Here is a 23,934-nt window from a genome sequence, read left to right as displayed (position 1 = left end):
ACGAGGAGGAACAGACATGAAGCACACCGCCACGACCGGGACGAAGACCGTGGCCGTCACCGGTGCGAGCAGCGGCATCGGGGAGGCCGCGGCACGCCGTCTGGCGGCGGACGGGCACCGGGTCCTGCTCGGCGCCCGCCGTACGGGCCGGCTGGAACAGCTGGTCGACGAGATCACGGCGGGGGGCGGTACCGCCGCCTTCCGTACCCTGGACGTCACCGACGCCGCGGACATGCGAGCCTTCGTCGAGGCGGCGGTCCACGAGTACGGCCGCCTCGACACCCTCGTGAACAACGCGGGCGTGATGCCCCTCTCACCGCTGGCAGCGCTCAGGACCGGCGAGTGGGACCGCATGATCGACGTGAACGTCCGGGGGGTGCTGCACGGAATCGCCGCGGCCCTGCCGGTGATGCGCGCCCAGGGCGGTGGGCACTTCGTCAACATCGCCTCCGTCGGCGCCTACGAGGTCTCCCCCACCGCCGCCGTCTACTGCGCCACCAAGTACGCCGTCCGTGCGATCTCCGACGGCCTGCGGCAGGAGTCCGCCGGGGACGTCCGGGTCACCCTCGTCTCCCCCGGTGTGACCGAGTCCGAGCTCGCGGACGGCATCTGCGATCCCGAGGCCCGGGAGGCGATGAAGGCCTACCGTGCCGTGGCACTGCCGGCCTCGGCCATCGCGGAGGCGATCGCCTACGCCGTGTCCCAGCCACCGCAGGTCGACGTGAACGAGATCGTCGTCCGCCCGGCCGCGAGCGCCCGGTGACCCGCGCCGGGAAGCGCGGCGCCGAGGCCGGGCCCTCGGACCCCGCCTACGACCGTCTGGTCCGCAGGCTGCGGATCCTGGAGGACAAGGAGGCCCTGCGCACGCTCCTGGTCCGGGGCTGGCGGGCACTTGACCGCAAGGACTGGCAGACCTGGAGCGACTGCTGGGCCGAGGACGCGGTGCTGGAGTTCGGGCCGTGGGGCGAGACCCGCGGGAAGGAGGCCGTCCGCGCGAAGGTGGAGGAGGCGGAAGCGCCCTATCCGGGCATGCAGCACCACATCCTGAACATGCAGTTCGAGGTGGAGGAGGACCGGGCGAGCGGCATCGGCTACATGTGGTTCGTCGCGCTCACCGCATCCAGCACGGCCGCCACGTCCGGCACGGCCTCCGCACCCGGGACGGCCTCCGCGCCCGGAACGGCATCCACGTCCGGGCCGGCAGCCGCCACCTACTCCATGGGCGGCGCGTACGCCTGGGACTTCCGCCGGGGACCGCGCGGCTGGCTCCTGGTCCGCCAGCAGCTCGACGTCCGGTGGACCGGCGGTGAGGACTCCCTCAGGTCCTTCGAGCCGGAAATCCTGTTGCCCGCGGGGGACCCCAGCGGTCAGGCTCCTCCTCATGTCCGAGAGCACCGATCCTGAACAGCAGTCCGCTCCGCGCCCGCCGCGAGGAAACGTCGCCGACCTCTTCTCCGGCGGCCGGCTCACCGTGATCCCGCGCAAGGCGGCCCGCCGCGAGCAGTTGCTCGACCACCTCGCGGCGACCCTCTTCACACCGGACCGGGACTACACGGAGCCCGAGGTGAACGAGGCGCTGCGCACCGTGCACGAGGACTGCTCGGCGCTGCGGCGCTATCTGATCACCTCGGGCCGGCTCACACGGACCCGTGACGGACGTACCTACCGGCAGGCGGCGACCAACCGGTAGTGGGGATCCCCGGATCCCGCCGGGCCCCGCGCCCGGCGGGATCCGGGGATCCGTGGTGCGGCGGGCCGCCCGGCCTCAGGCGGCGCCGCGCGGCCGTGCGCGGCGCATCAGCACCCACCCGGCCGCCGTGAGGACGACGGCGCTCCCCGCGAGCGAGGCCACCGCCACTCCGGTGGAGGCGAGCGCGCCGCCTCCCGTGGCACCGGCCGTGGCACCGGCGGCCGAACCGCCGCCGACGCTGCCGGGCGTACCGGAAGTACCGGACGAGCCGGCCGAGCCGGCCGTACCACCCGGCCCCCCGTCCGGGGCGCCCGTACCGCCCGGCCCCCCGTCCGGGGCGCCCGTACCGCCCGGGCTCCCGCCGGAGCCCCCCGCCGCGCTCCCGGCCGAGCCGGCGGAGCCCGTCCCGCCGGTGCACCCGGCCGTGGTGGAGCCGCCGTCACCGCTGCCGCCCGTCGTGGGGTCCGCGTTGGTGACGGTGAGGGTGGCGGCAGCGGTACGGCTCACGCCTGCCTCGTTGCCGAACTGCGCACGGTAGCGGCGGCCGCTGTCGGAGAGCGCCGCCGTGAACGCGTACGTCGGCGCGGTGGCGCCCGCCACGGTCTGCCAGGTCCGGCCCTCGTCCGTGCTGACCTGCCAGGCGACACCGGGCCGCGGGGTCCCCTCGGCCTCCGCCGTCAGCGAGACCCGCGAGCCGGCCGTGACCGTCTGGTCCGCCGGGTTCCTGGTGACCTTCGGGGAGGTCGCCCGCTCCAGCCGGATGACCTTCGCGGCGACCGGGTCCGACACGAAGACCGACGCGCCACCCGGCTCGACGGCGACGGCCGCACTGCCCAACTGCACGTGGATGCCGGGGAGTACGACCGGCCGTACGACCTCCTGGAGGCCACTGGTGCGGTGGACGGTGAGGGCCCCGTCGTTGTCGCTGCCCGGCTGCGAGGTGTCCCCCGCGTCCTGCCACACGACGAACGCCTCGTGCGTGGTGGCGTCGAAGCCCACCGCACGGGGCATGTCCGTACCCGTACCCCGGAGGGTGCCCAGCCGCTTGCCCGCCGCGTCGTGGACGACGACGGAGGAGTCCAGCCCGACCCACACCGCACCGGTCTCCGGGTCCACCTCCGTGAACCCGCCGAACCCCTCGCCGGCCGGGAGTTCGACGGTCGCCGCGACCTGGAAGGCGGCCGCGTCGACCCGGTACATCCGGCGGTTGCCGATGTCCGTGCACCACACCGTGCCGCGTGCCGCGTCGACCGCGAAACCGTCCCCGCCCGCCAGGGTGACGGAGCGCTTCACGGCGGCGGTCGCGATGTCGATCTCCGACAGTACGGAGCCCTGCGCGACCAGCGCCGTCGAGGGGGTGAGCCCGGCGGTGGCGTGGGTGACGGCCGCACCCGGGACCCACGCGCCCGCCGCGGCGGCGTCGCCGTCCTTCGCGGTACCGATGCCGCGCAGCGGATAGGAGAAGACCGCCCCGTCGCCGGGCAGCGGCGCGAGCAGCTGCCGCACCGCCCGCCGGCCGAGCGTGCCGGTGGGGCCGGGAGCCTGGCCGACGGTGCTGCGCACCTTGCCGTCGGCCGGGTTCAGGACGTGCAGCCCGCCCTCGTTGACGTCGGCGGTCTCGGGCAGGTCGTCCGAACCGACGTACAGCTTCTTCGAGTCCGGGTGCAGCAGCAGGTCCCGCGGTTTGCCCACCGTGGTGAACTGCGCCACAGGCCGGTACGTGACGGTGCCCGGCGGTACGTCGCCCCCCTCACCTCCGGCTGCCGCTACGGGACTTCCGGTGGCGGCCGCGGCCAGTACGAGCGCGAGCGCGGCGGATGCGGCGCCCGTACGACCGGGGGTGAGGGGGTGTCGGGGTGTCATGGCTTCCTCGTCGACGGGTCGGGGAATCGGGCCCGGAGCGGCGTTCAGTTGAAGACCACCGGCACGTGGACGTCGTACTTGCGGTTCGAGGAGTTGAAGTGGTCGGCGCGCGTCACGATGGCGCACTCGACCGTCTCTCCGCAGATCTGGCCGCCACCGAGGTCGGCCTTGACGTGGATGGTGACGCTGAAGGTGCCGCCCGTGCCGAACTTGGAGGTGTTGGCCAGGGTCCCGCCGAAGACGTTGTTGACCCAGTGGGAGGCGCCGGTGGTGCCCGACTGGTCCGAACCGCCCAGGCAGGGAGTGGGCTTGCTCGCACCCGGTGCGCCGCTGACGGCACAGAGGCTGACGTAGATGCCCTTGGCGGTGTTGTAGCCGCTTCCGGTGACCGTGAGGTTCTGGCCGGCCGCGGCTGCGGAGGAGGGTGCGGTGAGGCTGAGGTTGAAGGTGGTCGCGCCGTCGGTGACCGTACGCGTCGCGGTGGCGGCCGAGGCGGAACCGGCCGCGCCGACGGCGAGCGCGACGGCGGCGGAGACGGCGACGGCCGCGCGGGCGGCGGTACGGGGCAGGGAGGCAGCACGCATCACTGGAACACCTTTCAGGCACAGGAAAGTCGGCGAAACTGAGGTAAGGCTAACCTAATATCGATTAACGCTGTACGCCTGGTTCACGCCATCTCCCGTACCGTGACGACCCGTCAACTCCGTTACCACGAGGGCGGATCCGGATCCCGTGGCCGGAAAGCACCCGGGCAGCGGAATCGCCCGGCTGCGCCACATGGCACAGCCGGGCCGTTCCGGGAGCCGGGACCGGCCCTCACCCCCGGTAGGTCTCCAGGAGCCGCAGCCAGACCTCGCTGATGGTCGGGAACGAGGGAACCGCGTGCCACAGGCGCTGGATCGGGACCTCCCCCGCCACGGCGATGGTGGCCGCGTGGATCAGCTCCGCGGCGCCGGGGCCGACGAAGGTCACGCCGAGGAGGACCTCGCGGTCGAGGTCGACGATCATTCGGGCCCGGCCCTTGTAACCGTCGGCGTACAGACCGGCGCCGGAGACCTTGGACATGTCGTAGTCGACCGCGCGCACCCGGTGCCCGGCTCCTTCGGCCTCGGCCAGGGTCAGGCCCACGGCGGCCGCCTCCGGATCCGTGAAGACCGCCTGCGGGACGGCTCGGGTGTCGGCGGTCGGCGTGTGGGCACCCCAGGGCGCGGTGTCCAGCGGGGTGCCGGCCGCGCGGGCGGCGATTACGGCTCCCACGATCCGCCCCTGGTACTTGCCCTGGTGGGTGAGGAGCACGCGGTGGTTCACATCCCCCACGGCGTACAGCCAGTCGTGGCCGGGCACCCGGCAGGTGTCGTCGACGTCGATCCACCGGCCGGGCGGCAGGCCGACGGTGTCCAGTCCGATGTCCTCGGTCCGCGGCGCGCGGCCCGTCGCCATCAGCAGTTCGTCGCCCTCCAGCGTCTCGCCGCCCTCCAGGACCACGCTCACCGGACCGGTCGAGCCGTCGCGTACGACCGCCTCGACGGACACCCCGATCCGGACGTCCGCCCCGGCCTCGCGCAGCGCGTCGGCGACCAGCTCCCCCGCGAAGGGCTCCATCCGGGGCAGCAGGCCGGGGCCGCGCGCCAGGACGGTGACCTGTGAGCCGAGGGCCTGCCAGGCCGTGGCCATCTCCACGGCCACCACCGAGCCGCCCACGATCAGCAGCCGGCCGGGGGCCTCCTGTGCGGAAGTCGCCTCACGGCTGGTCCAGGGACGGGCCCCGGCGATCCCCGGAAGGTCCGGGACCACGGCCCGGGTACCGGTGGCGACGACCACCGCGTGCCGGGCCGAAAGGATGTGGTGCTCACCCTCGGGGCTGGTGACGGCGACCTTGCGGACCCCGTAGAGCCTGCCGTGGCCCCGGTACACGTGGGCGCCGGTCGAGTCGACCCAGTCGATCTGGCCCTGGTCCTTCCAGTCACCGGTCCAGTAGTTGCGGTGCGCGAGCACCGCCGCCGTGTCCAGGGGTCCCTGGACGGCGCCGGCCAGGCCCGGCACCCGGCGGGCGTCGGCCCGGGCCAGTGCCGGGCGCAGCAGTGCCTTGCTCGGGACGCAGGCCCAGTACGAGCACTCGCCGCCCACCAGTTCGCTCTCGACGAGCGCCGTGGTCAGCCCGGCGGCGCGGGTCCGGTCCACGATGTTCTCACCGGCCGGTCCCCCGCCGAGGACCACTACGTCGTACTCCACCGCTTCCGACACAGGCACCTTCCAAGGGTTCCAGAGGCATCCACCAGGACCCGTGGGAATCCCGGCCGGGGACTGATGCCCTGTCACTCTACGTGCGCTCCGCGAGACATGCCCGGGATGACGGCCGGGTTCGGCGTGGTGACGCCGCCCTCCTGCCCGGGACCTGGGCTCCGCCGCGACCACGGCCCCGTCCCGCTCACCCGCCCGCCAGCCAGCCGGCCGTTGGCGCCCGTCGGGCCGGCCGGGTCAGCCGCCGACCGACCGCCAGATGTGGTCGGGCAGTTCACGGGCGGCTTCCGCCAGATCGACGTCCCCCACGGTGAGCCAGCGCCGGACGACGGCGACGACAGGCCCCATGGTGAGGGACTCGATCAAGGGGGCGGAGAGCCGGGCGAGTTCGCCCGATTCCTGGTGCGCGTGGATCCAGAGGGTGATCGGTGTCAGCCGGGCCTCCTGGGTGTCCCGGATCTCCCGCGCGCGGTCCATCCCCACGCGATCCGCGGTGACGGAGTGGATGAGGCGGGCCGCGTCGGGCTGGGCCTGTACGAAGTTCAGGTAGGCCAGGACCACGGCCCGGATGCCGGAGCGGGCGTCGGACGTCTGGAGCAGCGCTGCCGCCAGTTCCTTCAGGAGCTGCTCCAGTGACCGCATCGCGAGGGCGGTGACCACCCCGTCCAGGCTGCCGAAGTGATGATAAATGCTTCCGGAGCTGACCGCGCTGGTGCCGGTGATGGCCCCGAGGGTGAGGCCCGCCTCGCCGGACGCGGCGTAGATGCGGAGCGCGGCGTCCAGGACCTGTTCGACGGTGGCTTCGCCGCGTTGTTGCTTCGGCATCGGGCAGGCGTCCTCGGTCTCGTGACGGCGGTGGATCACCTCGATCCTCGTCGGATTCAGCCTAAAGCACCAATACTAGATTTTTTTCTAGAAAGACTTTTCATCCTGTGCGTGGGGAGCCCACACTGGGCTCCGTCCCGACGGGGGGTTCCCGTGGAACGGAGCCGCCCGCGCGGCAACGGGGGTCACCGCGGGGGCGGTTCGGACGCGAAAAGGGGGAAGCGTGTCGTATCTCGTGGAGTTACCGATCGGTGGGGCGGACGGGCCGCCGGACGTGGTGCGGGTGGAGGTCGTGGAGACCGGCGAGGACGGCCTGGTCCGGGTGGCCCGGCCGGGTCAGGTGATGGCGCGTGCCTCACGCTCGCTGGGAGAGATGGTGACCGGGATCCGGCCGGTCGCGCAGAGTTTCGTCGACGGCTTCCGCGGCATGGCCCAGGCACCCGACGAACTCACCCTGGAGTTCGGGCTGTCCGTCTCCGCCGAGGCAGACGTCGTGATCTCCAGTACGGCGGCCGAGGCCAACTTCCGGATCTCGCTCACCTGGACCCGGTCTCCGTCCGACGGCCCCGGTGCAGGCCCGGCAGGTCCGGCAGCTCCGGCAGCTCCGGCCACCGGCCAGGTCGCCGGCCCTGCCGGAAACCCGGCCACCGGCCCCGTCCCGGCGGAGCCCTCGCCGTGACGCAGCCGCAGGCATCGGAAGGCGTGGGCCCGAAGGCCCTGGACGCCGCAGTGCTGCGGATCCGCGACGTTCGCGGGGAGCCCGTCGGACTGGGCTTCCTGATCTCTCCCGAGCTCGCGCTGACGTGCGCCCACGTGGTGTCCGCGGCACTCGGCACGCCGCAGGACGAGGAGCCCGCGTCCGGCTCCCGGATCCACGTCGACCTTCCCCTGATGTCCGCCTTCGCCCCGGAAGCCGCCGGGGTGACCGCGAGCGTCGAACGCTGGCAGCCGCCACGCGAGCCGGGCGGCGGGGACATGGCGGTGCTCCGGCTGGACGCCCCACTGCCCGGCGCCCACCCCGTACGGCTGATCGAGGCCGAGGGGGTGTGGGGGCATCCGGTACGCGCCTTCGGCTTCCCCGCGGGCCGCCCGGGCGGAGTCTGGCACTCCGGAGTCCTGCGGGAGTCGCAGGCCTACGGATGGATACAGGCGGATCTGGCCGACGGGGGCTATCCGGTCTCCCGGGGCTTCAGCGGTACACCGGTCTGGGACGAGAACCACGTCGGCGTGGTCGGCATGATCGCCGTCGCCGAGTCGGGCCGCCCCGCGGTCAGCTACCTGATCCCGACGGCCGGCATCCTCCGGACCTGGCCCGACCTGCGCCCGCTGGCCCTCCCGCCGTCACCGTTCCGGAGCCTCACCGCGTTCCGGGAGACCGACGCCCCGCACTTCCACGGCCGGCGGGCCGAGAGCGACGAGCTGGACCTCGCGCTGGCCGGCGAACAGTGGGTGTCCGTCGTCGGCGCCTCCGGAAGCGGCAAGTCCTCCCTGGCTCTGGCCGGGGTCGTCCCCCGCCTGCGGCGATCGGGGGCCGATGCGATCGTCGTACGGCCGACCCACGGCAGCAGTCCCCTGGCCGTCCTCGCGGCCGCGCTGCTGCCGCTGCTGGAGCCCGGGCTGTCCGAGACGCGACGCCTCGCCCGGATCCCCGAGCTGACCGGGGTGCTGCGGCAGAGCGGCCTCGCCGATGTCGTGGCCCGGGTACTCGATCTGTCCGGCAGCCGTCGGCTGCTGGTCGTGGTCGACCAGTTCGAGGAACTCCTCGCCCTCGCTCCGGAAGCCGTCGACGAACTGGCCGACGTCCTGTTCGCCGACGCCCTGCCGCAGCCGGTCCGGGTGCTCACGACGCTACGGGCCGACTTCCTGGAGATGGCGCTGGCGCATCCCCGGCTCGGGACCGTCATCGGCCGCCGCGTCCACGCCCTCGGCCCCCTGGGCCCCGAGCGGCTGCGCGAGGTCGTGACCGCACCCGTGGACGCCGCCCCCGCGGTGCGCTACGAAACCGGCCTCGTGGACCGCATCCTGCAGGACACCGGAGCCGAGCCCGGCGCCCTGCCCCTGCTGGGCTTCACCCTCGACCTGCTGTGGCAGCGACAACGCGGAGGACTGCTCACCCACCAGGCCTACGAGAACCTCGGCGGCGTCACCGGGGCGTTGAGCCGGCACGCCGATCAGGTCTGGGCCGAGTACGTCCCCGAAGGCGACGAGGCGGCGGCCCGGCGGCTGTTCACCCAGCTCATCCGGGTGCCCGTGGGGTCACCGGCCGCGACCCGCCGGACGGCCCTGCGCGGCGACCTGGGCGAGGAGCAGTGGCGCGTCGCGCAGCGGCTCGCCGCCACCCGGCTCCTGGTGACCGGCCGCAGCGCCGAAGGCGGCGAGACGGTCGAGCTCTCGCACGAGGCCCTGATCGGCGGTTGGGAGAAGCTGGCGGAATGGGTCGAGAAGGACCGGTCCTTCCTGGTGTGGCGGGAGTCCCTGCGCCATGACATGGACCGCTGGGAGCGGGCCGGGCACGCGTCCGAGCTGCTGCCGACGACCGTGGCCCTCGCCGGCGCCGGGCAGTGGCTGCCCGCGCGCGCCGGCGACCTGAGCCCCGGGGAGCGCGCCTACCTGGACGCGGGTCGGGCCCACCAGCGCTCCCGGGCCCGCCGGGTGCGCGGCGCCTGGTCCGCGGTCTCCTGCATCGTGGTCGTGGCCGTCCTGCTGGGCTCGCTGTTCCTGATCACGCGGCGGGAGAGCCGCGAACGGGACGCGCTCGCCACCTCGCGCGCCCTGACGCAGGCGGCACAGGAGGTCGCGGCCACCGACCCCGCCCAGTCCGTGATGCTCGCGCTCGCGGCCTACCGGACCTCGCCGACCCAGGAGGCGCGCAACCAGCTGCTGCGCCAGCACCTGGCGTACGCGGACAGGAGCCGGGTCGTCTCGGGCCTGCTGGGGACCGTACGGGACCTGCAGACCAGCCGTGACGGCGACGTGGTGCTGGCGACCTCGAAGAACGGACGGGCGATGCTCTTCACGGGCGTCACCACCGGCAACGTCCGCAGCGCTCAGGTTCCCTCGGTCGGACAGGTGAAGTACCCGATGGTCTCGGCCGACGGGAAGCGGGCCGGCTACGTCCAGGAGGACGGGGTCGCCGCGTGGTTCCCGGTGCACGCCGACCGCACGGAGCCGATGGGCGAGCTGCACAGGCTGGCAGCCGCCCCGGGCGCGGCCGTCGGCACGGAGAACGGGCTGGACCCCGACATGTCGGCGGACGGGACAGTGATCGTCCACCGGGTACGGGACCACCTGGTCTGGTGGGACCTGGACAGCGGCGCCATCGCCCGCGAGACGCGCGCGCCCAAGGACCCGAACGACGGCAGCACCGACGACCTGTGGATCGCCGCGGACAACAGGACCCTGCTGCTGCGGCGGGGCACGCTGGGCCGGGACGACACGGTCCTGCTCGCCTACGACCCGTCGACCGACGCGTCGCGTGTCGTCGCCGCCGGGGCGACCGAGATCGAGCCCTCCGGGGACCGGACGGCAGCCGTGGTGTGCGGCACGCAGGGCGCGGACACGTCGTCGAGCCTGGTGCGGATCTCCGACGGCGCCCCGCAGGGAAAGCCGTACATCGAGCAGGACGAGCGGTACAAGGGCGGGACGTGCCTCACGCAGGCGGTCAGCGCGGACGGCACGCGGGTGGCGTTCTGGCACCACGACACGCTGCGGCTGGTCGACCTGCTCCAGAACAAGGTGCTCGCCACCGTCCCCCAACCGTCCGCGCGCTGGTCGCGCCACCTGGCGTCGGCCGACGGCAGGCTCTACTACATCGGGTTCAAGGACTCGCTGATCACCTACACCGAACTCCCCACCGGAGAATCCATCCTCCAGGTGGGCCAGCAGATCCTCACGCACGACGGCGGCAGGACCATCAGTCTGCTCGCCGACGGATCCGCGCTGCAGGTGCGGCCCTCGGCGCCGGGCGCCAACGACCAGCTCATCGCGGAGGCCCAGCGCCGGACTCCGTACCGCAAACCCGGGAGCACCGACCTGCTGAGGCTGAGCAAGGACGGACGCCTGCTCGCGGACCTGGAGGGCAGCAACGTGGTCGCCGTCCTCGATGCCTCCACCCTGCGCCGACTGGCCACCATCACCGCGGCCGAGCCGCCCGCCCCGGCCACCAGCACGCCCGCACCGATCCTGGGCGGCGGCGGCGCGGAACCGGACTTCCAGCACTTCTTCGACGCCGCCGGCAACGTCCTGACCGTCTCCGGGACCCTGGTCCAGCAGTGGGACGCGCGTACGGGACGGGAACTCGCCCACTACGACGCCAAGGCCCTGCTGCCCACCACGGGGGCCGCGCCGCGGACCAGCATCGGCCCCTACCCGGCCCCGGACAGGGTGACCGTGACCGTCTGGGGCGACCCCTCGGTCCGCATCGTCGACATCACCACGGGCACCGTCACCGAGACCGTCCGCACCACCGAGGACGTCCTGGCCGTGCAGTTCGACCCGAGTGGCCGCTACTTCGGGCTGATGCGCCGGGGCTCCATCGTCGAGCTGTGGCGGCGCGACCCGCTGCGCAAGGAGATCGGCCCCCTGCGCAGCACCGCCGAGGACTCCACCACGCCGACCGTCACCCAGTTCCTCGACGGCGACGGCCATTTCCTGATCGGCGCCAACAACGCCGTGCGCACCTACGGAATCGAGGAACGCGCCCTTCTGGAGTCGTACGAATTCGGTCAGCCGCCGAGTGGGGACTCCGGCCCCCTCTCCTCCGCCTCCACGCGTCCGTACTCCTTCATCGACATCTCCAGGGACGCGGGGACGGTGATCTACGCCGACCCCGCAGGCCCCGGCGGTGTCCTGCCGCTCGACCCCCGGGCGTGGCAGCGCGACCTGTGCAAGGCCATCGGCAACCGGACGTTCACCGCCGAGGAGCGCAGGAGCCTCCCGGTCCGGATCCCGGCACAGCCGGTGTGCACACCGGGCTGAGGCGCTGGGGGGGGCGTCGGTCCGCCGGGCTCGTCCGAGCCCGGCGGACCGTCGTGCGTCAGGCCTGGGCCACTCCTGCGTCCCCGTCGCCCGCGCCCTGCTGCTCAGCAGCGATCTTCGAGCGGACCTCGTCCATGTCGAGCTCTCGGGCCTGGCGGATGAGGTCCGTCAGGGCCGCCTCCGGCAGCGCTCCGGGCTGCGCGAAGATGGCCACCTGGTCCCGGACGATCATCAGCGTCGGGATCGAGGTGATCTGGAAGGCTCCGGCCAGCTCCTGCTGCGCCTCCGTGTCCACCTTGGCGAACACGAGGTCGGGATGGGCCTCGGAGGCGCGCTCGTAGACGGGGGCGAACTGCAGGCACGGCCGGCACCAGCCCGCCCAGAAGTCGATCAGCACGAACGGGTTCTCGCTGACCGTCTGGTCGAAGTTCTCTTTGGTGAGCTCGACTGTAGCCACGGTGTCCAGACCTCCTGATTGAGCCGTCTGCTCCCTTGAACGAACGACCTGCCCCGCGCATTCCGCCCCTGGGTCGTGTCCGCAAACGACCGCCTGCCCCGCGACGCCCTTCGGGCGGCCGGCGCTCCTTTGCGGACACCCCCCAGGGGTGAGCGGGTCTAGAACGGGTGGCCGGCGGGCGTGCTGCGGGCCGTGGTCCAGCGCAGTTCCGTGAACGCGTCCAGGTTCGCCTCGCCGCCGAAGCGGGCCCCGGTGCCGGACGCACCGACTCCGCCGAAGGGGGCGACGGCCTCGTCGTTGACCGTCTGGTCGTTGATGTGCGCGATGCCCGTCGGGATCCGCTCCGCCAGGTCGAGCCCACGCGCCGCGTCCCGTGTCACGATGCCGAGGGAGAGGCCGTACGGGCCCGCCGAAGCCAGCGCCACCGCCTCCTCCTCCGTCCCGAAGGACCGTACGGGCGCCACCGGGCCGAAGACCTCCTCGGTGTAGGCGGGGGTGTCGTCGGCGACCCCCGCCAGGACCGTCGGCCGGTAGAAGAGGTCCCGGTACGTGCCTCCGGCCACGAGCTTGGCCCCCTGCCCGGTGCTGGCCTCCACCAGGGCGTGGACCCGGTCCAGCTGGGCGCGGTCGATCAGCGGGCCCAGGTGGACCCGCTCGCGGTACGGGTCCCCCACGGCCAGTTCCTCGGCGCGTGCGGCGAGCCGCTCGACGTACTCGTCGTAGAGCGAGGCGTGCACGAGGTGCCGCCCGGCGGTCATGCAGATCTGGCCCTGGTGGAAGAAGGACCCCCACGAGGCCTGGGCCACCGCGGCCTCGACGTCGGCGTCGCGGAGCACGACGAGGGCGGAGTTCCCGCCCAGCTCCAGGTGCACGCGCTTGAGGTGACGGCCGGCCAGCTCCCCGACGGACCGGCCCGCGGCGGTGGATCCGGTGAAGGACACCACCCGCACCCGTGGGTCGGCGACCACCGCGGCGCCGGTACCGGCTCCGCCGGGCAGGACCTGCAGCAGCCCGCCCGGCAGCCCGGCGGCGGCGAAGACCGCGGCGAGCGCGAGGCCGCCGCAGACGGCGGTGCGCCGGTCCGGCTTGAGCAGCACCGCGTTGCCGAGTGCCAGCGCCGGGGCGACCGAGCGGATCGCCAGGATCAGCGGGGCGTTGAAGGGGGCCACGACCCCGGCCACCCCGGCCGGTACCCGGCGGGTGAAGGACAGCCGGGGCGCCTCGCTCGGCAGCACCTGCCCCGTGGGACGCGAGGCCAGCGCGGAGGCCTCGTAGCACTCCTGCGCGGCGACGTGCAGCTCGAAGTCGGCCTTGCCCGGTATCGAACCGGACTCGCGGACCAGCCACCCCCGCAGCTCGTCGGCGTGGGCGGTGAACAGGTCTCCGGCACGGCGCAGCACCGCCGCCCGCTCCGGGTGGGTGGCGCGCGCCCAGTCCCGCTGCGCCGCGGCGGCCCGTACGGCGGCCTCCGCCACGTCGGCGGGCGCGGCGAGGTCGATGGTGGCGAGGGTGCGGCCGGTGGCGGGTTCGACGACGGGGGCGGGACCGCCGGTGAGGGTGGGTCCGTCCTGCCAGAGCGTCGGATCGAGGAGCGGCATGGCGCGGGGCCTCCGGTGGGGATGGGCGGGGCGGGGGGCGGCAGCACGCGCCATCGTGCCAGACCGGAGGCTCCACATCTGTTCAGTTATTGGGCAGTTGACGCCTCGCGGTGACCGGAAACGATCGACGCCCGCGCGCCGCACCGGTCCGGGTCAGCGCTCCAGGACGAGGGCGATGCCCTGCCCGACCCCGATGCACAGGGCCGCCATGCCGGTGCCGGAACCCGCGGCCGCCAGCTGGTGCGCGACCGAACCGGCCAGGCGGGCGCCCGAGGCGCCGAGCGGATGGCCGATGGCGATGGCGCCGCCCCGCGGGTTGACCACGGCCGGGTCGAGCTCCGGCCAGGCCGCCAGGCAGCCCAACGCCTGGGCGGCGAAAGCCTCGTTCAGTTCGAAGGCGGTCAGGTCGGCGAGCCCGCGGCCGGACTTGGCGAGCGCCCGCTGGACGGCGTCCACCGGTCCCAGGCCGAACAGCTGGGGTTCGATGCCGGTGACGGCGGAAGCACTGATCCGGGCGAGCGGCTCCCGGCCGGTGGCCGCCAGGCCCTCCTCGTCGGTCAGCAGCAGTGCGGCCGCGCCGTCGTTGAGCGGTGAGGCGTTGCCGGCCGTGACCGTACCCGTGCCGTCCGTCCGGAAGGCCGGCTTCAGACGGGCCAGCGCCTCGGGCGTGGAACCCTCCCGGATGCACTCGTCCCGCACCAGGTCCGCACCGGAGTACGGGACGACCTCGTCGTCGTACAGGCCGGCGGCCCAGGCGGCGGCCGCCTTGCGGTGGCTCTCCAGGGCGAAGGCGTCCTGCGCCTCGCGGGTGATGCCGTGCTTGTCCGCGACGAGTTCGGCCCCCTCGCCGAGCGAGCCGGTCCACTCCTCGGGCATCCGCGGGTTGGTCATGCGCCAGCCGAGGGTGGTGGACCACATCTGCTGGTGCCCGGCCGGGAAGGACCGCTCGGGCTTCTGCACGACCCAGGGGGCGCGGCTCATCGACTCGACCCCGCCCGCGATGGCCACGGAGGCGTCGCCGAGCGCGATGGCGCGGGCGGCCTGGATCACGGCTTCGAGGCCGGATCCGCAGAGCCGGTTGACGGTGACCCCGGGGACGCTCACCGGCAGCCCGGCCAGCAGCACCGCCATGCGGGCCACGTCCCGGTTGTCCTCGCCCGCGCCGTTGGCGTCACCGAAGACGACGTCGTCGATGCGGGCCGGATCCAGGTCCGGCGTACGCTCCACCAGCGCGCGCACGACGTGCGCGGCCAGGTCGTCCGGCCGGACCCCGGCGAGGGCGCCGCCGAACTTGCCGATCGGAGTGCGGACGGCGTCGACGACGTAGACGTCGCGGACGGTGCGGATGCTCATGGGGTCTCTCCTGGGCGGATCCGTACGGGCGGTGGCGCGTCGGTGCCGGTGTGGACACCGGGGCACGCCGCCGGGCACGCCCGGTGGGGCGCGCCCGCAGTCTCCGTCCGCACGTCACCGCCTGTCAACGGCTCCCCGGAGGCCGACCGGCGTCCGGCCCGGACCCCGGGGTGCGGGCCTCGTCAGGTCGACTCCCGGTGGACGGCGGCGGCCGCCATCAGATCGTGCCGCTCCGTGACGTCCGACGGTTCGCGCACCGCGTGGTCCACCAGCGAGGCCAGATGGGCGCCGGTCGGCATCTCCAGTCGCACGGTGCTCAGCCGCGGCCGCAGCAGCCGCCCGATCAGCAGGTCGTCGGCGCCGATGACGGCGACGTCCTCGGGAACGCGGAGCCCCTCGTCCTGGAGGGCGCGCATCAGCAGCATCGCGTACTCGTCGTTGTACGCGAACGCCGCGTCCAGTCCGAGCCCGCGCCAGCGGGCCGCGAGGGCCGCGGCCGATTCCTCGGAGTAGGCCATGGGCAGGGCCGTGACCTCGGCACCCGCCACCGACCGGGCGCCGGCGAGCCGGGGTGCGGAGAACAGCTCCAGGCCCTCCTCCTCGGGAACGACCACACCGATCCGCCCGCGTCCGCGCTCCACGAGATGGGCGGCGGCCCGGAGCCCCACCTCCTGCTGGTCCATCACGAGCGCGTGCGCCCCGGGCACGCCGACGGGCCCCATCGTGATCACCGCCCGCGCTCCGGCCCGCTTGAGGGTCTCGACGTTGCGTGCGGAGAGGGTGATCTCGCCGAGGGAGATCACGGCCACCGGACGCAGTTCCGCCCAGGCCCGCACGGCCTCGTCCCCGCTGAGTCCGAGGCTGCCGTACTGCACCACCGTGTAGTCGAGGCGGCGCAGCGCCCACTGGAGTTCGTTCAGGAAGGTGCTGTAGAGCGGTCCGACCGGCACGTGGGAGGTGGGCAGCAGCACGATCCGCGTGTGTCCGGCGCGCAGGCTGCGGGCGGCGGCGTGCGGGACGTACCCGAGTTCCTCGGCGGCCTCGCGGACCCTGCGGCGCGTCGGCTCGCTGATGCGTACGGCCTCCGCGTTGTTCAGCACGTACGAGACCGTCGCGCGCGAGACGCCGGCGAGGCGGGCCACGTCGGCGCTCGTCGGAACGGGGGGCGGCGACGGAGCGGCCGATCCCGTGGCCGGGGCGGCAGGCTTCGGCGTTTTCGATGACTGAGACATTGCCGTGGCATCTTTCCAGACCGATTGCGTCCGAGGGCTAGCGGATGGCCGGAAACGGATGCTACACAGTGGTTACACGAGTCATTGACACGTGTAACCACGGCGTCACATCCCACAACCTCCGATGTCGACGCCGTGCCCCGTCGTGCCGCCGTCCTGTCGCGCTCCGTCGCACCCCCGCCGTCGCGACAGGGCGGCGCGCACCCCTCACCCCGCCGCACCTGCCTCTCCCCTCATCCGCTCGCACCCGCCCAGGAGGGCACCGTGGCCCTTTCCTCCCCCGGCACCGGCTCCGCCGCCACCCCCGACGCGTCCCCGGGGTCATTCACCGGCCCCGGACCCGGACCCGGACCCGCTCCCGCACGGCGCGGTCTGCTGCCCCTGCTGCTCGTCGGCAACAGCGCCATGTACGCCCTGTACATCGGGGTGGCCGGCGTCCTGCTCGCCCTGCAGGTCGAGGACGTCGACCCGGCGAACAAAGTTGCGAACTTCGGCCTGATCGCGGGGGTCTCAGCGATCTTCGCCACGGTCTTCAACCCCGTCGCCGGCGCCCTGTCCGACCGCAGCGGACGGCGCAACTCCTGGATCCTCGGCGGCGGACTCGCGGCCGTACCCGCGATGTTCCTGCTGGGGCTCGCCGACACGATCCTGCTGATCACGATCGCCTGGTGCCTCGGGCAGGCCGTCATGAACGTCTACCAGGCGGCCATCACCTCCGTGGTCCCCGACCGGGTACCCGTGGACGCCCGCGGCAGGGCCTCCGCGGCCGTCGGCCTCGGCCTGCCCTTCGGCTCCACCCTCGGCGCCCTCATCGGGGCGGCCTTCTCCGACGACTACCGCACCGGATACCTCGTCTTCGGCGCACTCGTCGCGGGCGCGGCGGTGCTCTTCACCGCCTGCGGCCGCGAGCAGCGACTCCCGGCCCGCGCCCCGATGCCCGTCAAGGACCAGCTCGCCGCCTTCACGAGCGCGCTGCGCGACCACGACTTCCGGTGGGCCTTCATCGGGCGGGCGCTGCTGGTCCTCGGCTACTTCGCCGTGAGCGGCTACCAGCTCTACATCCTGCAGGACCACACCGTGCTGCCCGGTGACATGAAGCCGGAGGCCGCGGTGGCGGTGCTGATGCCCCTGACCAGCGTGGCGATGGTGGTCTCCACGGTCGTCGGCGGATACCTGTCGGACCGGTTCGACCGCCGCAAGCTTCTCGTCGGCGCCTCGGCGCTGCTGTCGGCCGTCGCCCTCGCCATCCCGGCGGTGTCGGCCAGCTGGACCGCGATGCTGTCCTTCGCCGTGGTCAACGGGCTGGCGTTCGGGTGCTACATGGCGGTGGACACCGCCCTGGTGACGATGGTGCTGCCCAGGGCCGAGGACGCCGCACGCGACATGGGCGTACTCAACATCGCCAACGCCGGTCCGCAGATCATCGCGCCGTTCGTCGCCTCGGTGGTCGTCTCGCTCAGCGGCGGGTACACCGCGCTGTTCGTCGTCGCCGCCGCGCTGGCCGTGGCGGGGGCCCTGGCGGTGAAGCCCATCCGCAGCGTGCGCTGACCGGCCGGCGGCCGATGCCCCGACCGGCTCCCCACACCGCCGGCCCGCGCCCTCCGCACCCTCGCCGCCTCCACACCGTCCACACCTCGACCGAGATCCACCCCCGAGAAAGGCACACACCGTGCACCTGCACACCCAGACCTGGGGCGAGGGCGACCGTGTCGCCCTCCTGATCCACGGCATGATGGCCGACCACCGGACCTGGCGCCGGGTCGGCCCCGCACTCGCCGACCACGGCTACCGGGTCATCGCCGTGGACCTGCGCGGCCACGGCGCCAGCGGCCGCGGCGAGTACAGCCCCGAGCTCTTCGCGGACGACGTCGTCGAGACGCTCCCGGCCGGCGCCGAACTCGCCATCGGCCACTCCCTCGGCGGCCTGACCCTGTCGCTCGCGGTGGACCGGCTGCGGCCCGCCCGGGCGGTGTTCTCCGACCCCGCGTTCCATCTGGCCGCCCCGGCCGACGGCTTCGGCCCCGAGCTGCTCGCCCAGTTCAAGACGGCGACCAAGGAGCGGGTCCGGGCGATGAACCCGCGCTGGGAGGAGGTGGACGTCGACATCGAGCTGGAGACCCTGGCCCTCTGGGACGAGCGGACCGCGCTGGGCCTCGCGCCGCTGGCCGGCACCGACCTGATGCCCTCCGCAGCGGTGGTTCCGTCCCTCGTCCAGCTCGCCGATCCGAGCGTCCTGATCGACGACGAGCGGAGCCTGCTGCTCAAGAGCCGTGGATTCGAGGTGCGTTCGGTCGCCGGAGCCGGACACACCATCCACCGGGACGACTTCGACGGGTTCATGGCCTCCCTGGAGGGCTGGCTCTAGAACTGCCCGCCCACTCCCCGTTACGGTCTTCCTACCGACCGGTAATGGGGAGTGGTACGCGATGTCCGATACAGCCGTTCCGACGGTGTCAGGCCTGGTCGACATGGCCGGCGCCCTCGCCGAAGGGACCGTGTCCGCGAGGCGGTTGACCGAGGACGCGCTGCGCAAGATCGCCGCCGCCCAGCCGGAGCTCAACGCCTTCCGGACCGTACGCGCCGAGGCCGCGCTCGCGGAGGCGGAGGCGGCGGACCGGCGGCTGGCCGCGGGCGAGCGGCTGCCGCTGCTGGGCGTACCGCTGGCGGTCAAGGACGACATGGACGTGACCGGCGAGCCGACGGCCTTCGGCTGCGCGGGGGCCTTCGCCCCGAAGACCGCCGACAGCGAGGCGGTACGAAGGCTGCGCGCGGCCGGTGCCGTGATCGTCGGCAAGACCCAGACGCCGGAGCTGGGGCAGTGGCCCTTCACCGAGGGAGAGGCCTTCGGGCAGACCCGCAACCCGTGGAACCCGGCCTACACGCCCGGCGGTTCCTCCGGCGGCTCGGCGGCCGCCGTGGCGGCGGGCCTGGTCCCGGCCGCCCTGGGCTCGGACGGGGCCGGCTCGGTCCGGATCCCCGCGGCTTGGACCCATCTGGTGGGTGTGAAACCGCAGCGCGGGCGCATCTCCACCTGGCCGGAGCCGGAGTCCTTCCACGGGCTCACCGTCAACGGCGTGCTGGCCCGCAGCGTCGCCGACGCGGCGCTCCTGCTGGACGCCGCGAGCGGCCCGCACCCCGAGGACCTGCACCGCCCGGCACGGATCTCCGCCGTCGAAGCGGCCCGCCGCACGCCCCGCCGGCTGCGGATCGCCCTCTCCTTCGCGATGGCCTTCACGGCGACGCCCAAGTCCCTGGACCCGGAGATCCGTTCCGCCGTGGAACGGCTGGCCGGCCGGCTGGAGTCACTGGGCCACGAGGTGATCCCGGAGGACCCGCGCTACGGCCCGATCGGCCTGACCTTCGTACCCCGCGCGACCAGCGGCGTACGGGACTGGGTGGCGCGGGTGCCCGATCCCGCGCTGCTGGACCCGCGCACGCACGAGGCGGTGCGGACGGGCCGGGTCCTGGGCGGGCTCGCCCTGCGCGCCTCCCGCCGGGCGGAGACGGCCCTGCGGCGGCGGGTCGGCGAGGTCTTCGACCGCTTCGACGTGGTGCTGACCCCGACGACGGCCACTCCTGCGCTGCGGATCGGCGCCCTGGCCGGGCTGGGAGCCATGGCCACGGACCGGGCGATGATAGCCGCCTGCCCGTACGCATGGACGTGGAACGTGCTGGGCTGGCCGGGGGTGAACATTCCGGCGGGCCTGACGGCCGGCGGACTGCCGATGGGAGCCCAGCTGCTGGGCCCGGCCGACTCGGAGCCGCTGCTGCTGGGCCTGGCCGCACAGGTGGAGGCGGCGGAGGGCTGGACGGCGGTGCGGCCGGGGGATCCGGAGCGGCCCGCCCTCCCCTTCCTGTAAGTTCCCATAAGGAACTATCCAGTGCCACATCATCGGAAGGGGCGACGCGCCCATGGTTCAGCAGACGTGGACGGCCGTTGACGACTACTTCGACGGCCTGCTGGTCGAGGAGGACGAGGCCCTGCTCTCCGCGGCCGCCGCCACCGAGACCGCCGGCCTGCCCGCCCACCAGGTGGCCCCCAACCAGGGCAAGCTGCTGAACCTCCTCGCCCGCGTCCGTGGCGCCCGCCGCATCCTGGAGATCGGCACCCTCGGCGGCTACAGCACCATCTGGCTGGCCCGCGCGCTCCCGGCCGGGGGCCGGCTGGTCACGCTGGAGGTCGACGAGCGGTGCGCCGGGGTCGCGGCCGCCAACATCGCCCGGGCGGGACTGGACCACGTCGTCGAGATCCGGCGCGGGCGCGCCGTGGACCTGCTGCCGGACCTCACCGGTGAGGATCCGTTCGACCTCGTCTTCATCGACGCCGACAAGCCCTCCAACCCCGAGTACCTGAAGTGGGCCCTCGAACTGACCCGGCCCGGCAGCGTCATCATCGGGGACAACGTCGTCCGCGACGGCGCCGTCGTGGACGAGGACAGCTCCGACCCGCGCGTCCAAGGCGTGCGCCGGTTCACCGAACTCATCGCCGAGCACCCGCGGTTGACCGCGACCGCCCTGCAGACCGTCGGCAGCAAGGGCTACGACGGGCTCATCATGGCCCTGGTCACCGACTGAACAGCGGCGCGGGCGAGTGTGCCCGCCTCCTCCGCCCGGGCCTCGGCAGCCAGTAGCCTCACCCGGATGACAGCACTTTCCCACCACAGCAACGGCCACATCGAGCAGCCCGGGCAGGGCGGCGACACCGCGACCGTGGAGGCCGATCCGCATGCCATCGGCCGCGTGCGGACCGAGTACGCCCCGGACCCCGACGGCGATCCCGATCCCGGCGAGATCGTGTGGACCTGGGTCCCCTTCGAGGAGAACGACGGGCGCGGCAAGGACCGTCCCGTGCTGGTCGTCGCCCGGGAGGCGGGCGGACGGACCCTGCTCGCCGTGCAGCTGTCGAGCAAGCGGCACGACCACGACCGGGAGTGGGTGCCGATCGGGACGGGCCCCTGGGACCGTGCCGGGCGCGAGTCCTGGGTGGACGTGGACCGGGTGCTGCGGGTCCACGAGTCGGGGATGCGCCGCGAGGCCTGCGCGCTCGACCGCGGCCGCTTCGACCGGGTCGTGGACCGGCTGCGCGAGCGCTACGGCTGGCAGTAGCACGCGGCCCCGGACGGTGACGCGTTCGCGGCCGCCGTCCGGGCCCTGACCCGCCGTGTCCCTGGCCGGGACCGTCCTGGTGATCTCCTAGGGTGGGGCCCGTAGGCGGACACAGGGAGTAGCGGGCATGCGAATAGAACGACACAGGGTGAGCGAGGCCGCCCTGGCGGCGGTGCGCGAGGACTTCACGAACCGGATGATCTCGGACGTGTATTCCAGGTCCCGGGGCGGCAGGATCGACGCCTACGACTGGTGGGACGTCACGCTGGCCTTCCTCGACGGTCTCGGCGCGCTCTCGGCGGTCACCCCTGACCTCGACACCCCGGAAGCGAAGGCGATCCTGGACGACGCGGCCGAAACGGCGGCCGGCGTCGTGTCGTTCGCCGCCTACCCGACCGCTCCCTTCCACATCTTCCTGAACTACGTGAACTTCGGCCGCGACTACGACTGCGGTGCCGACGGGAACCCCCAGGCGGTCACCGCGGCCCGCTGGATCGACGCGTTCTGCGTGGCGGTTCTCGCCGGCAAGGCCGAACGGCACGGCGAGGCCTTCTCCTTCGCCCGCGCGACCCCGCAGCGGGCCGGCGGGCCCGGGCTCCCCTCCGTGGAACTGATCAACGGTCTGCTCGCGTACGTGAACGGGGACCTCGGCGTCCAGGGCCAGAACTTCCCGCCCTCCGCGCAGGAGAAGCTCGCCGCACTGGATGCCGCACTCGCCCGGGTCGCCGACCGCCGGGCCGGAGCACGGGCCGCGGCCGACGAGCCCGAGGACGCCCGGACGGCCGGCGCGGCCGACCCCGCCACCGGTGCGCTGCGCGCCCTGCGCGCACTGGCCGCCCGGGACCGCGAGGCCTTCGGCGCCGAGCTGACCGCACTGCTGCTCCCCTACTCGCGTCTGGAGGACCCGCGGGCCGAGCCGCGCACCCTGCTGCCCCTGGTGCCGCTGGCGCTGGCCGCGCTCGGCCACCGCCGCGAGGGCTGGCCGCCTCCGGTCGAGTCCGGCTACCTGCCGCGGGCGCTGGTCACCGGGTTCGAGAAGCCGGCACCGCGCGTGGGGCCGTACGGGCGCGAGCGGCGTGCGGACGCCGTCGCCGCACTGGCAGCGGGCCCGCTGGTGGTCGAGCGCCCCGAGATGCCGGAGGCCGCCGGGCACGCCGAGTACCTGGTACGCGAGCTGTACGAGGCCGTACGCGCGGGCGGCGGGTCCGCGGCCGCCGCCCGGTCGGACCGCACGCTCGGGCCCGGAAACTGGCACGTGGCCGTGCAGCGCGCCCTGATCACCGGCAGCCGTGCGGATCTCGCCCCGCTGGTCCTCAGCGGCCCCACCGCACGGGAGGCGGACCGTTCCGCCTTCGCCTCGTACCGGCAGGCCCTGCACGACTACCTGCGGGGGGAGGACCCGGAGCCCGCCACGGACCGGGCGGTATCCGACGTGGAGCGGATCCTGGAGTGGGGGTTCACCCCGTCCCCGGCGGTGCTCTTCTCCCAGCTGGTGGAGGGTGACGAGGAGAGCTTCAACCTGGCCCTGGCGGACGCGCTGGAGGCCCATCGCGACTACTACTCGGTGGGCGACCGGCTCGTCGGCGCCGGGGCGGACGCCGCGGTCGACTTCGACATCCTGGCCCTGGTCTGCCATGCCCGCCGCCGGGGCTGGCGGGTCCGGGTCTCGTCGCCCTATCTGCCGGCGCTCCTGCTGGACGCGGCGCAGCCGTTCTGACCGCCGCGGACCCCGCCGCCCCGTACCTCAGGCCGGGAAAGCCCGCTCGAAGGCCTCGCGGGTGGTGGGGTCGCGGTCGAGGACGGCGAACACGACCCGTTCGAAGACTCCGGCGAACCGGTCGGCGAGCAGCCCCCGGAAGGCCTCCGCCACCTGGGCCGGGTCGTTCCGGAACACCCCGCAGCCCCACGCGCCGAGCACCAGCTGCCGGTATCCGTGGAGCGTCGCCACCTCCAGTACGAGCCCGGCGCGCCGCAGCAGTGCCGCCGGGATCTCGGCGGTCCGCTCCGGCTCCTGCCGGCGGATCGTGCCCGCGTTGGGCGCCGGGGAGGTGAGGAAGCCGACCCGGAAGGGGGTGTCCAGCAGCAGGCCCCGGTCGTCACGGAACACCGGGACCCCGGGCGAGTGAATCACCCGGTCGGTGTAGAAGGTGCTCCGCTCCGCGCGGTGGACCTCGTAGTACTCCGGGGCTTCGAGCAGGGTCTCGTACAGGGCGGAGGCACGGCACAGCGCCTCCTCCTGGGCTTTGGCCCCGCGCACGTAACCACCCCCGGGGTTACGGGCCGAGGCGAAGTTCAGGACGGCGACGGGGGAGGGTTCCGGGTGGGCCGGGGTGGCCGTCGCGAGCCTTCGGGCGGCGACCGTGCTGCTCTCTGCGGTGACCTCGACGACGGTCACAGCACCGCCGGACGCGATCTCTCCGTCTGGAATGATCTGGTTTGGCCCATATATCCTGGTTCCGGCCTTGGCTTCCGCCAGGGCGGCGGCCAGCGGAACCTGCCGTCCCGACCGCGTCCGGTACCCCCCGGCCGCCAGGATCTCCGCGTTCTCCCGCGCGATCTCGCGCAATCTGCTGCTCACGCCGCCATCCTCTG

The 23,934-nt window shown here is 73.6% G+C and carries 20 protein-coding genes; 11 read left to right on the top strand and 9 right to left on the bottom strand.

What is annotated here, in order from left to right; genetic code table 11:
• The first annotated feature begins 16 nt into the window (after positions 1-16).
• From DEJ51_RS29720 to DEJ51_RS29710, 3 genes are read left to right on the top strand one after another with little or no spacing between them, the layout of a single operon-like run.
• Entirely contained in the window at positions 17-763 is a 747-nt protein-coding gene (locus DEJ51_RS29720) for an SDR family oxidoreductase (RefSeq protein ID WP_150260688.1), read from the top strand.
• A complete protein-coding gene (locus tag DEJ51_RS29715; RefSeq protein WP_150260686.1) occupies positions 760-1,404 on the top strand; it encodes a nuclear transport factor 2 family protein in 645 nt (214 codons plus the stop codon). Before DEJ51_RS29720 ends, DEJ51_RS29715 begins: the two co-directional genes overlap by 4 nt.
• Entirely contained in the window at positions 1,382-1,690 is a 309-nt protein-coding gene (locus tag DEJ51_RS29710; RefSeq protein ID WP_150260684.1) for a DUF2087 domain-containing protein, read from the top strand. Before DEJ51_RS29715 ends, DEJ51_RS29710 begins: the two co-directional genes overlap by 23 nt.
• 75 nt (positions 1,691-1,765) lie before the next feature.
• Here DEJ51_RS29710 and DEJ51_RS29705 read toward each other — a convergent pair whose 3' ends face one another.
• From DEJ51_RS29705 to DEJ51_RS29690, 4 genes are all read right to left on the bottom strand, one after another.
• A complete protein-coding gene (locus DEJ51_RS29705) occupies positions 1,766-3,553 on the bottom strand; it encodes a hypothetical protein (RefSeq protein ID WP_150260682.1) in 1,788 nt (595 codons plus the stop codon).
• A gap of 44 nt (positions 3,554-3,597) precedes the next feature.
• Positions 3,598-4,137 (bottom strand): hypothetical protein, encoded by a 540-nt coding sequence (locus DEJ51_RS29700; protein ID WP_150260680.1) that lies wholly within the window; start codon positions 4,135-4,137, stop codon positions 3,598-3,600.
• A 232-nt stretch (positions 4,138-4,369) separates the two neighbouring features.
• Positions 4,370-5,797, bottom strand: a complete 1,428-nt coding sequence (locus tag DEJ51_RS29695; protein ID WP_411757407.1) for a dihydrolipoyl dehydrogenase family protein — start codon at positions 5,795-5,797, stop codon at positions 4,370-4,372.
• Positions 5,798-6,031: 234 nt separating this feature from the next.
• Positions 6,032-6,619, bottom strand: a complete 588-nt coding sequence (locus DEJ51_RS29690; RefSeq protein ID WP_150260676.1) for a TetR/AcrR family transcriptional regulator — start codon at positions 6,617-6,619, stop codon at positions 6,032-6,034.
• A gap of 223 nt (positions 6,620-6,842) precedes the next feature.
• On the opposite strand from DEJ51_RS29690, the gene DEJ51_RS34710 reads away from it, so the two are divergent.
• Positions 6,843-7,298, top strand: coding sequence for a CU044_2847 family protein (locus DEJ51_RS34710; protein WP_190620741.1), 456 nt, complete (start codon positions 6,843-6,845; stop codon positions 7,296-7,298).
• Entirely contained in the window at positions 7,295-11,596 is a 4,302-nt protein-coding gene (locus tag DEJ51_RS29685; protein WP_190620739.1) for a serine protease, read from the top strand. The genes DEJ51_RS34710 and DEJ51_RS29685 overlap by 4 nt, the downstream gene beginning before the upstream one ends.
• A gap of 58 nt (positions 11,597-11,654) precedes the next feature.
• Here the strand turns inward: DEJ51_RS29685 and DEJ51_RS29680 are convergent, their stop codons facing one another.
• From DEJ51_RS29680 to DEJ51_RS29665, 4 genes are all read right to left on the bottom strand, one after another.
• Entirely contained in the window at positions 11,655-12,053 is a 399-nt protein-coding gene (locus tag DEJ51_RS29680) for a thioredoxin family protein (RefSeq protein WP_150260672.1), read from the bottom strand.
• A gap of 158 nt (positions 12,054-12,211) precedes the next feature.
• Positions 12,212-13,651, bottom strand: coding sequence for an aldehyde dehydrogenase family protein (locus DEJ51_RS29675; RefSeq protein WP_150260670.1), 1,440 nt, complete (start codon positions 13,649-13,651; stop codon positions 12,212-12,214).
• A 153-nt stretch (positions 13,652-13,804) separates the two neighbouring features.
• Positions 13,805-15,004 (bottom strand): thiolase family protein, encoded by a 1,200-nt coding sequence (locus DEJ51_RS29670; protein ID WP_150260668.1) that lies wholly within the window; start codon positions 15,002-15,004, stop codon positions 13,805-13,807.
• Between the two features lie 182 nt (positions 15,005-15,186).
• A complete protein-coding gene (locus tag DEJ51_RS29665; RefSeq protein ID WP_150260666.1) occupies positions 15,187-16,236 on the bottom strand; it encodes a LacI family DNA-binding transcriptional regulator in 1,050 nt (349 codons plus the stop codon).
• 264 nt (positions 16,237-16,500) lie between these two features.
• Between DEJ51_RS29665 and DEJ51_RS29660 the strand changes: the two genes are divergently transcribed.
• From DEJ51_RS29660 to DEJ51_RS29635, 6 genes are all read left to right on the top strand, one after another.
• Complete coding sequence (locus DEJ51_RS29660; RefSeq protein ID WP_150260665.1) at positions 16,501-17,784, top strand: MFS transporter; 1,284 nt, start codon at positions 16,501-16,503, stop codon at positions 17,782-17,784.
• 121 nt (positions 17,785-17,905) lie between these two features.
• Positions 17,906-18,601, top strand: a complete 696-nt coding sequence (locus DEJ51_RS29655; RefSeq protein ID WP_150260663.1) for an alpha/beta fold hydrolase — start codon at positions 17,906-17,908, stop codon at positions 18,599-18,601.
• A 61-nt stretch (positions 18,602-18,662) separates the two neighbouring features.
• A complete protein-coding gene (locus DEJ51_RS29650; RefSeq protein WP_150260661.1) occupies positions 18,663-20,096 on the top strand; it encodes an amidase in 1,434 nt (477 codons plus the stop codon).
• Between the two features lie 52 nt (positions 20,097-20,148).
• A complete protein-coding gene (locus DEJ51_RS29645) occupies positions 20,149-20,811 on the top strand; it encodes an O-methyltransferase (RefSeq protein WP_150260659.1) in 663 nt (220 codons plus the stop codon).
• 66 nt (positions 20,812-20,877) lie between these two features.
• Positions 20,878-21,342 (top strand): type II toxin-antitoxin system PemK/MazF family toxin, encoded by a 465-nt coding sequence (locus DEJ51_RS29640; RefSeq protein WP_150260657.1) that lies wholly within the window; start codon positions 20,878-20,880, stop codon positions 21,340-21,342.
• Positions 21,343-21,469: 127 nt separating this feature from the next.
• Positions 21,470-23,059: an immunity 49 family protein gene (locus DEJ51_RS29635; RefSeq protein WP_190620737.1), complete on the top strand. Its 1,590-nt coding sequence runs from the start codon at positions 21,470-21,472 to the stop codon at positions 23,057-23,059.
• Between the two features lie 27 nt (positions 23,060-23,086).
• Here the strand turns inward: DEJ51_RS29635 and DEJ51_RS29630 are convergent, their stop codons facing one another.
• Positions 23,087-23,920: a TIGR02452 family protein gene (locus DEJ51_RS29630; protein ID WP_150260655.1), complete on the bottom strand. Its 834-nt coding sequence runs from the start codon at positions 23,918-23,920 to the stop codon at positions 23,087-23,089.
• Positions 23,921-23,934: the final 14 nt, after the last annotated feature.

Origin of the sequence: Streptomyces venezuelae (genome assembly GCF_008642275.1) — a bacterium.
GTDB classification, from domain to species: Bacteria; Actinomycetota; Actinomycetes; order Streptomycetales; family Streptomycetaceae; genus Streptomyces; species Streptomyces venezuelae_E.
Note: the sequence above shows the minus strand (reverse complement) of the source record. Positions and strands in the feature narration are given on the sequence as shown.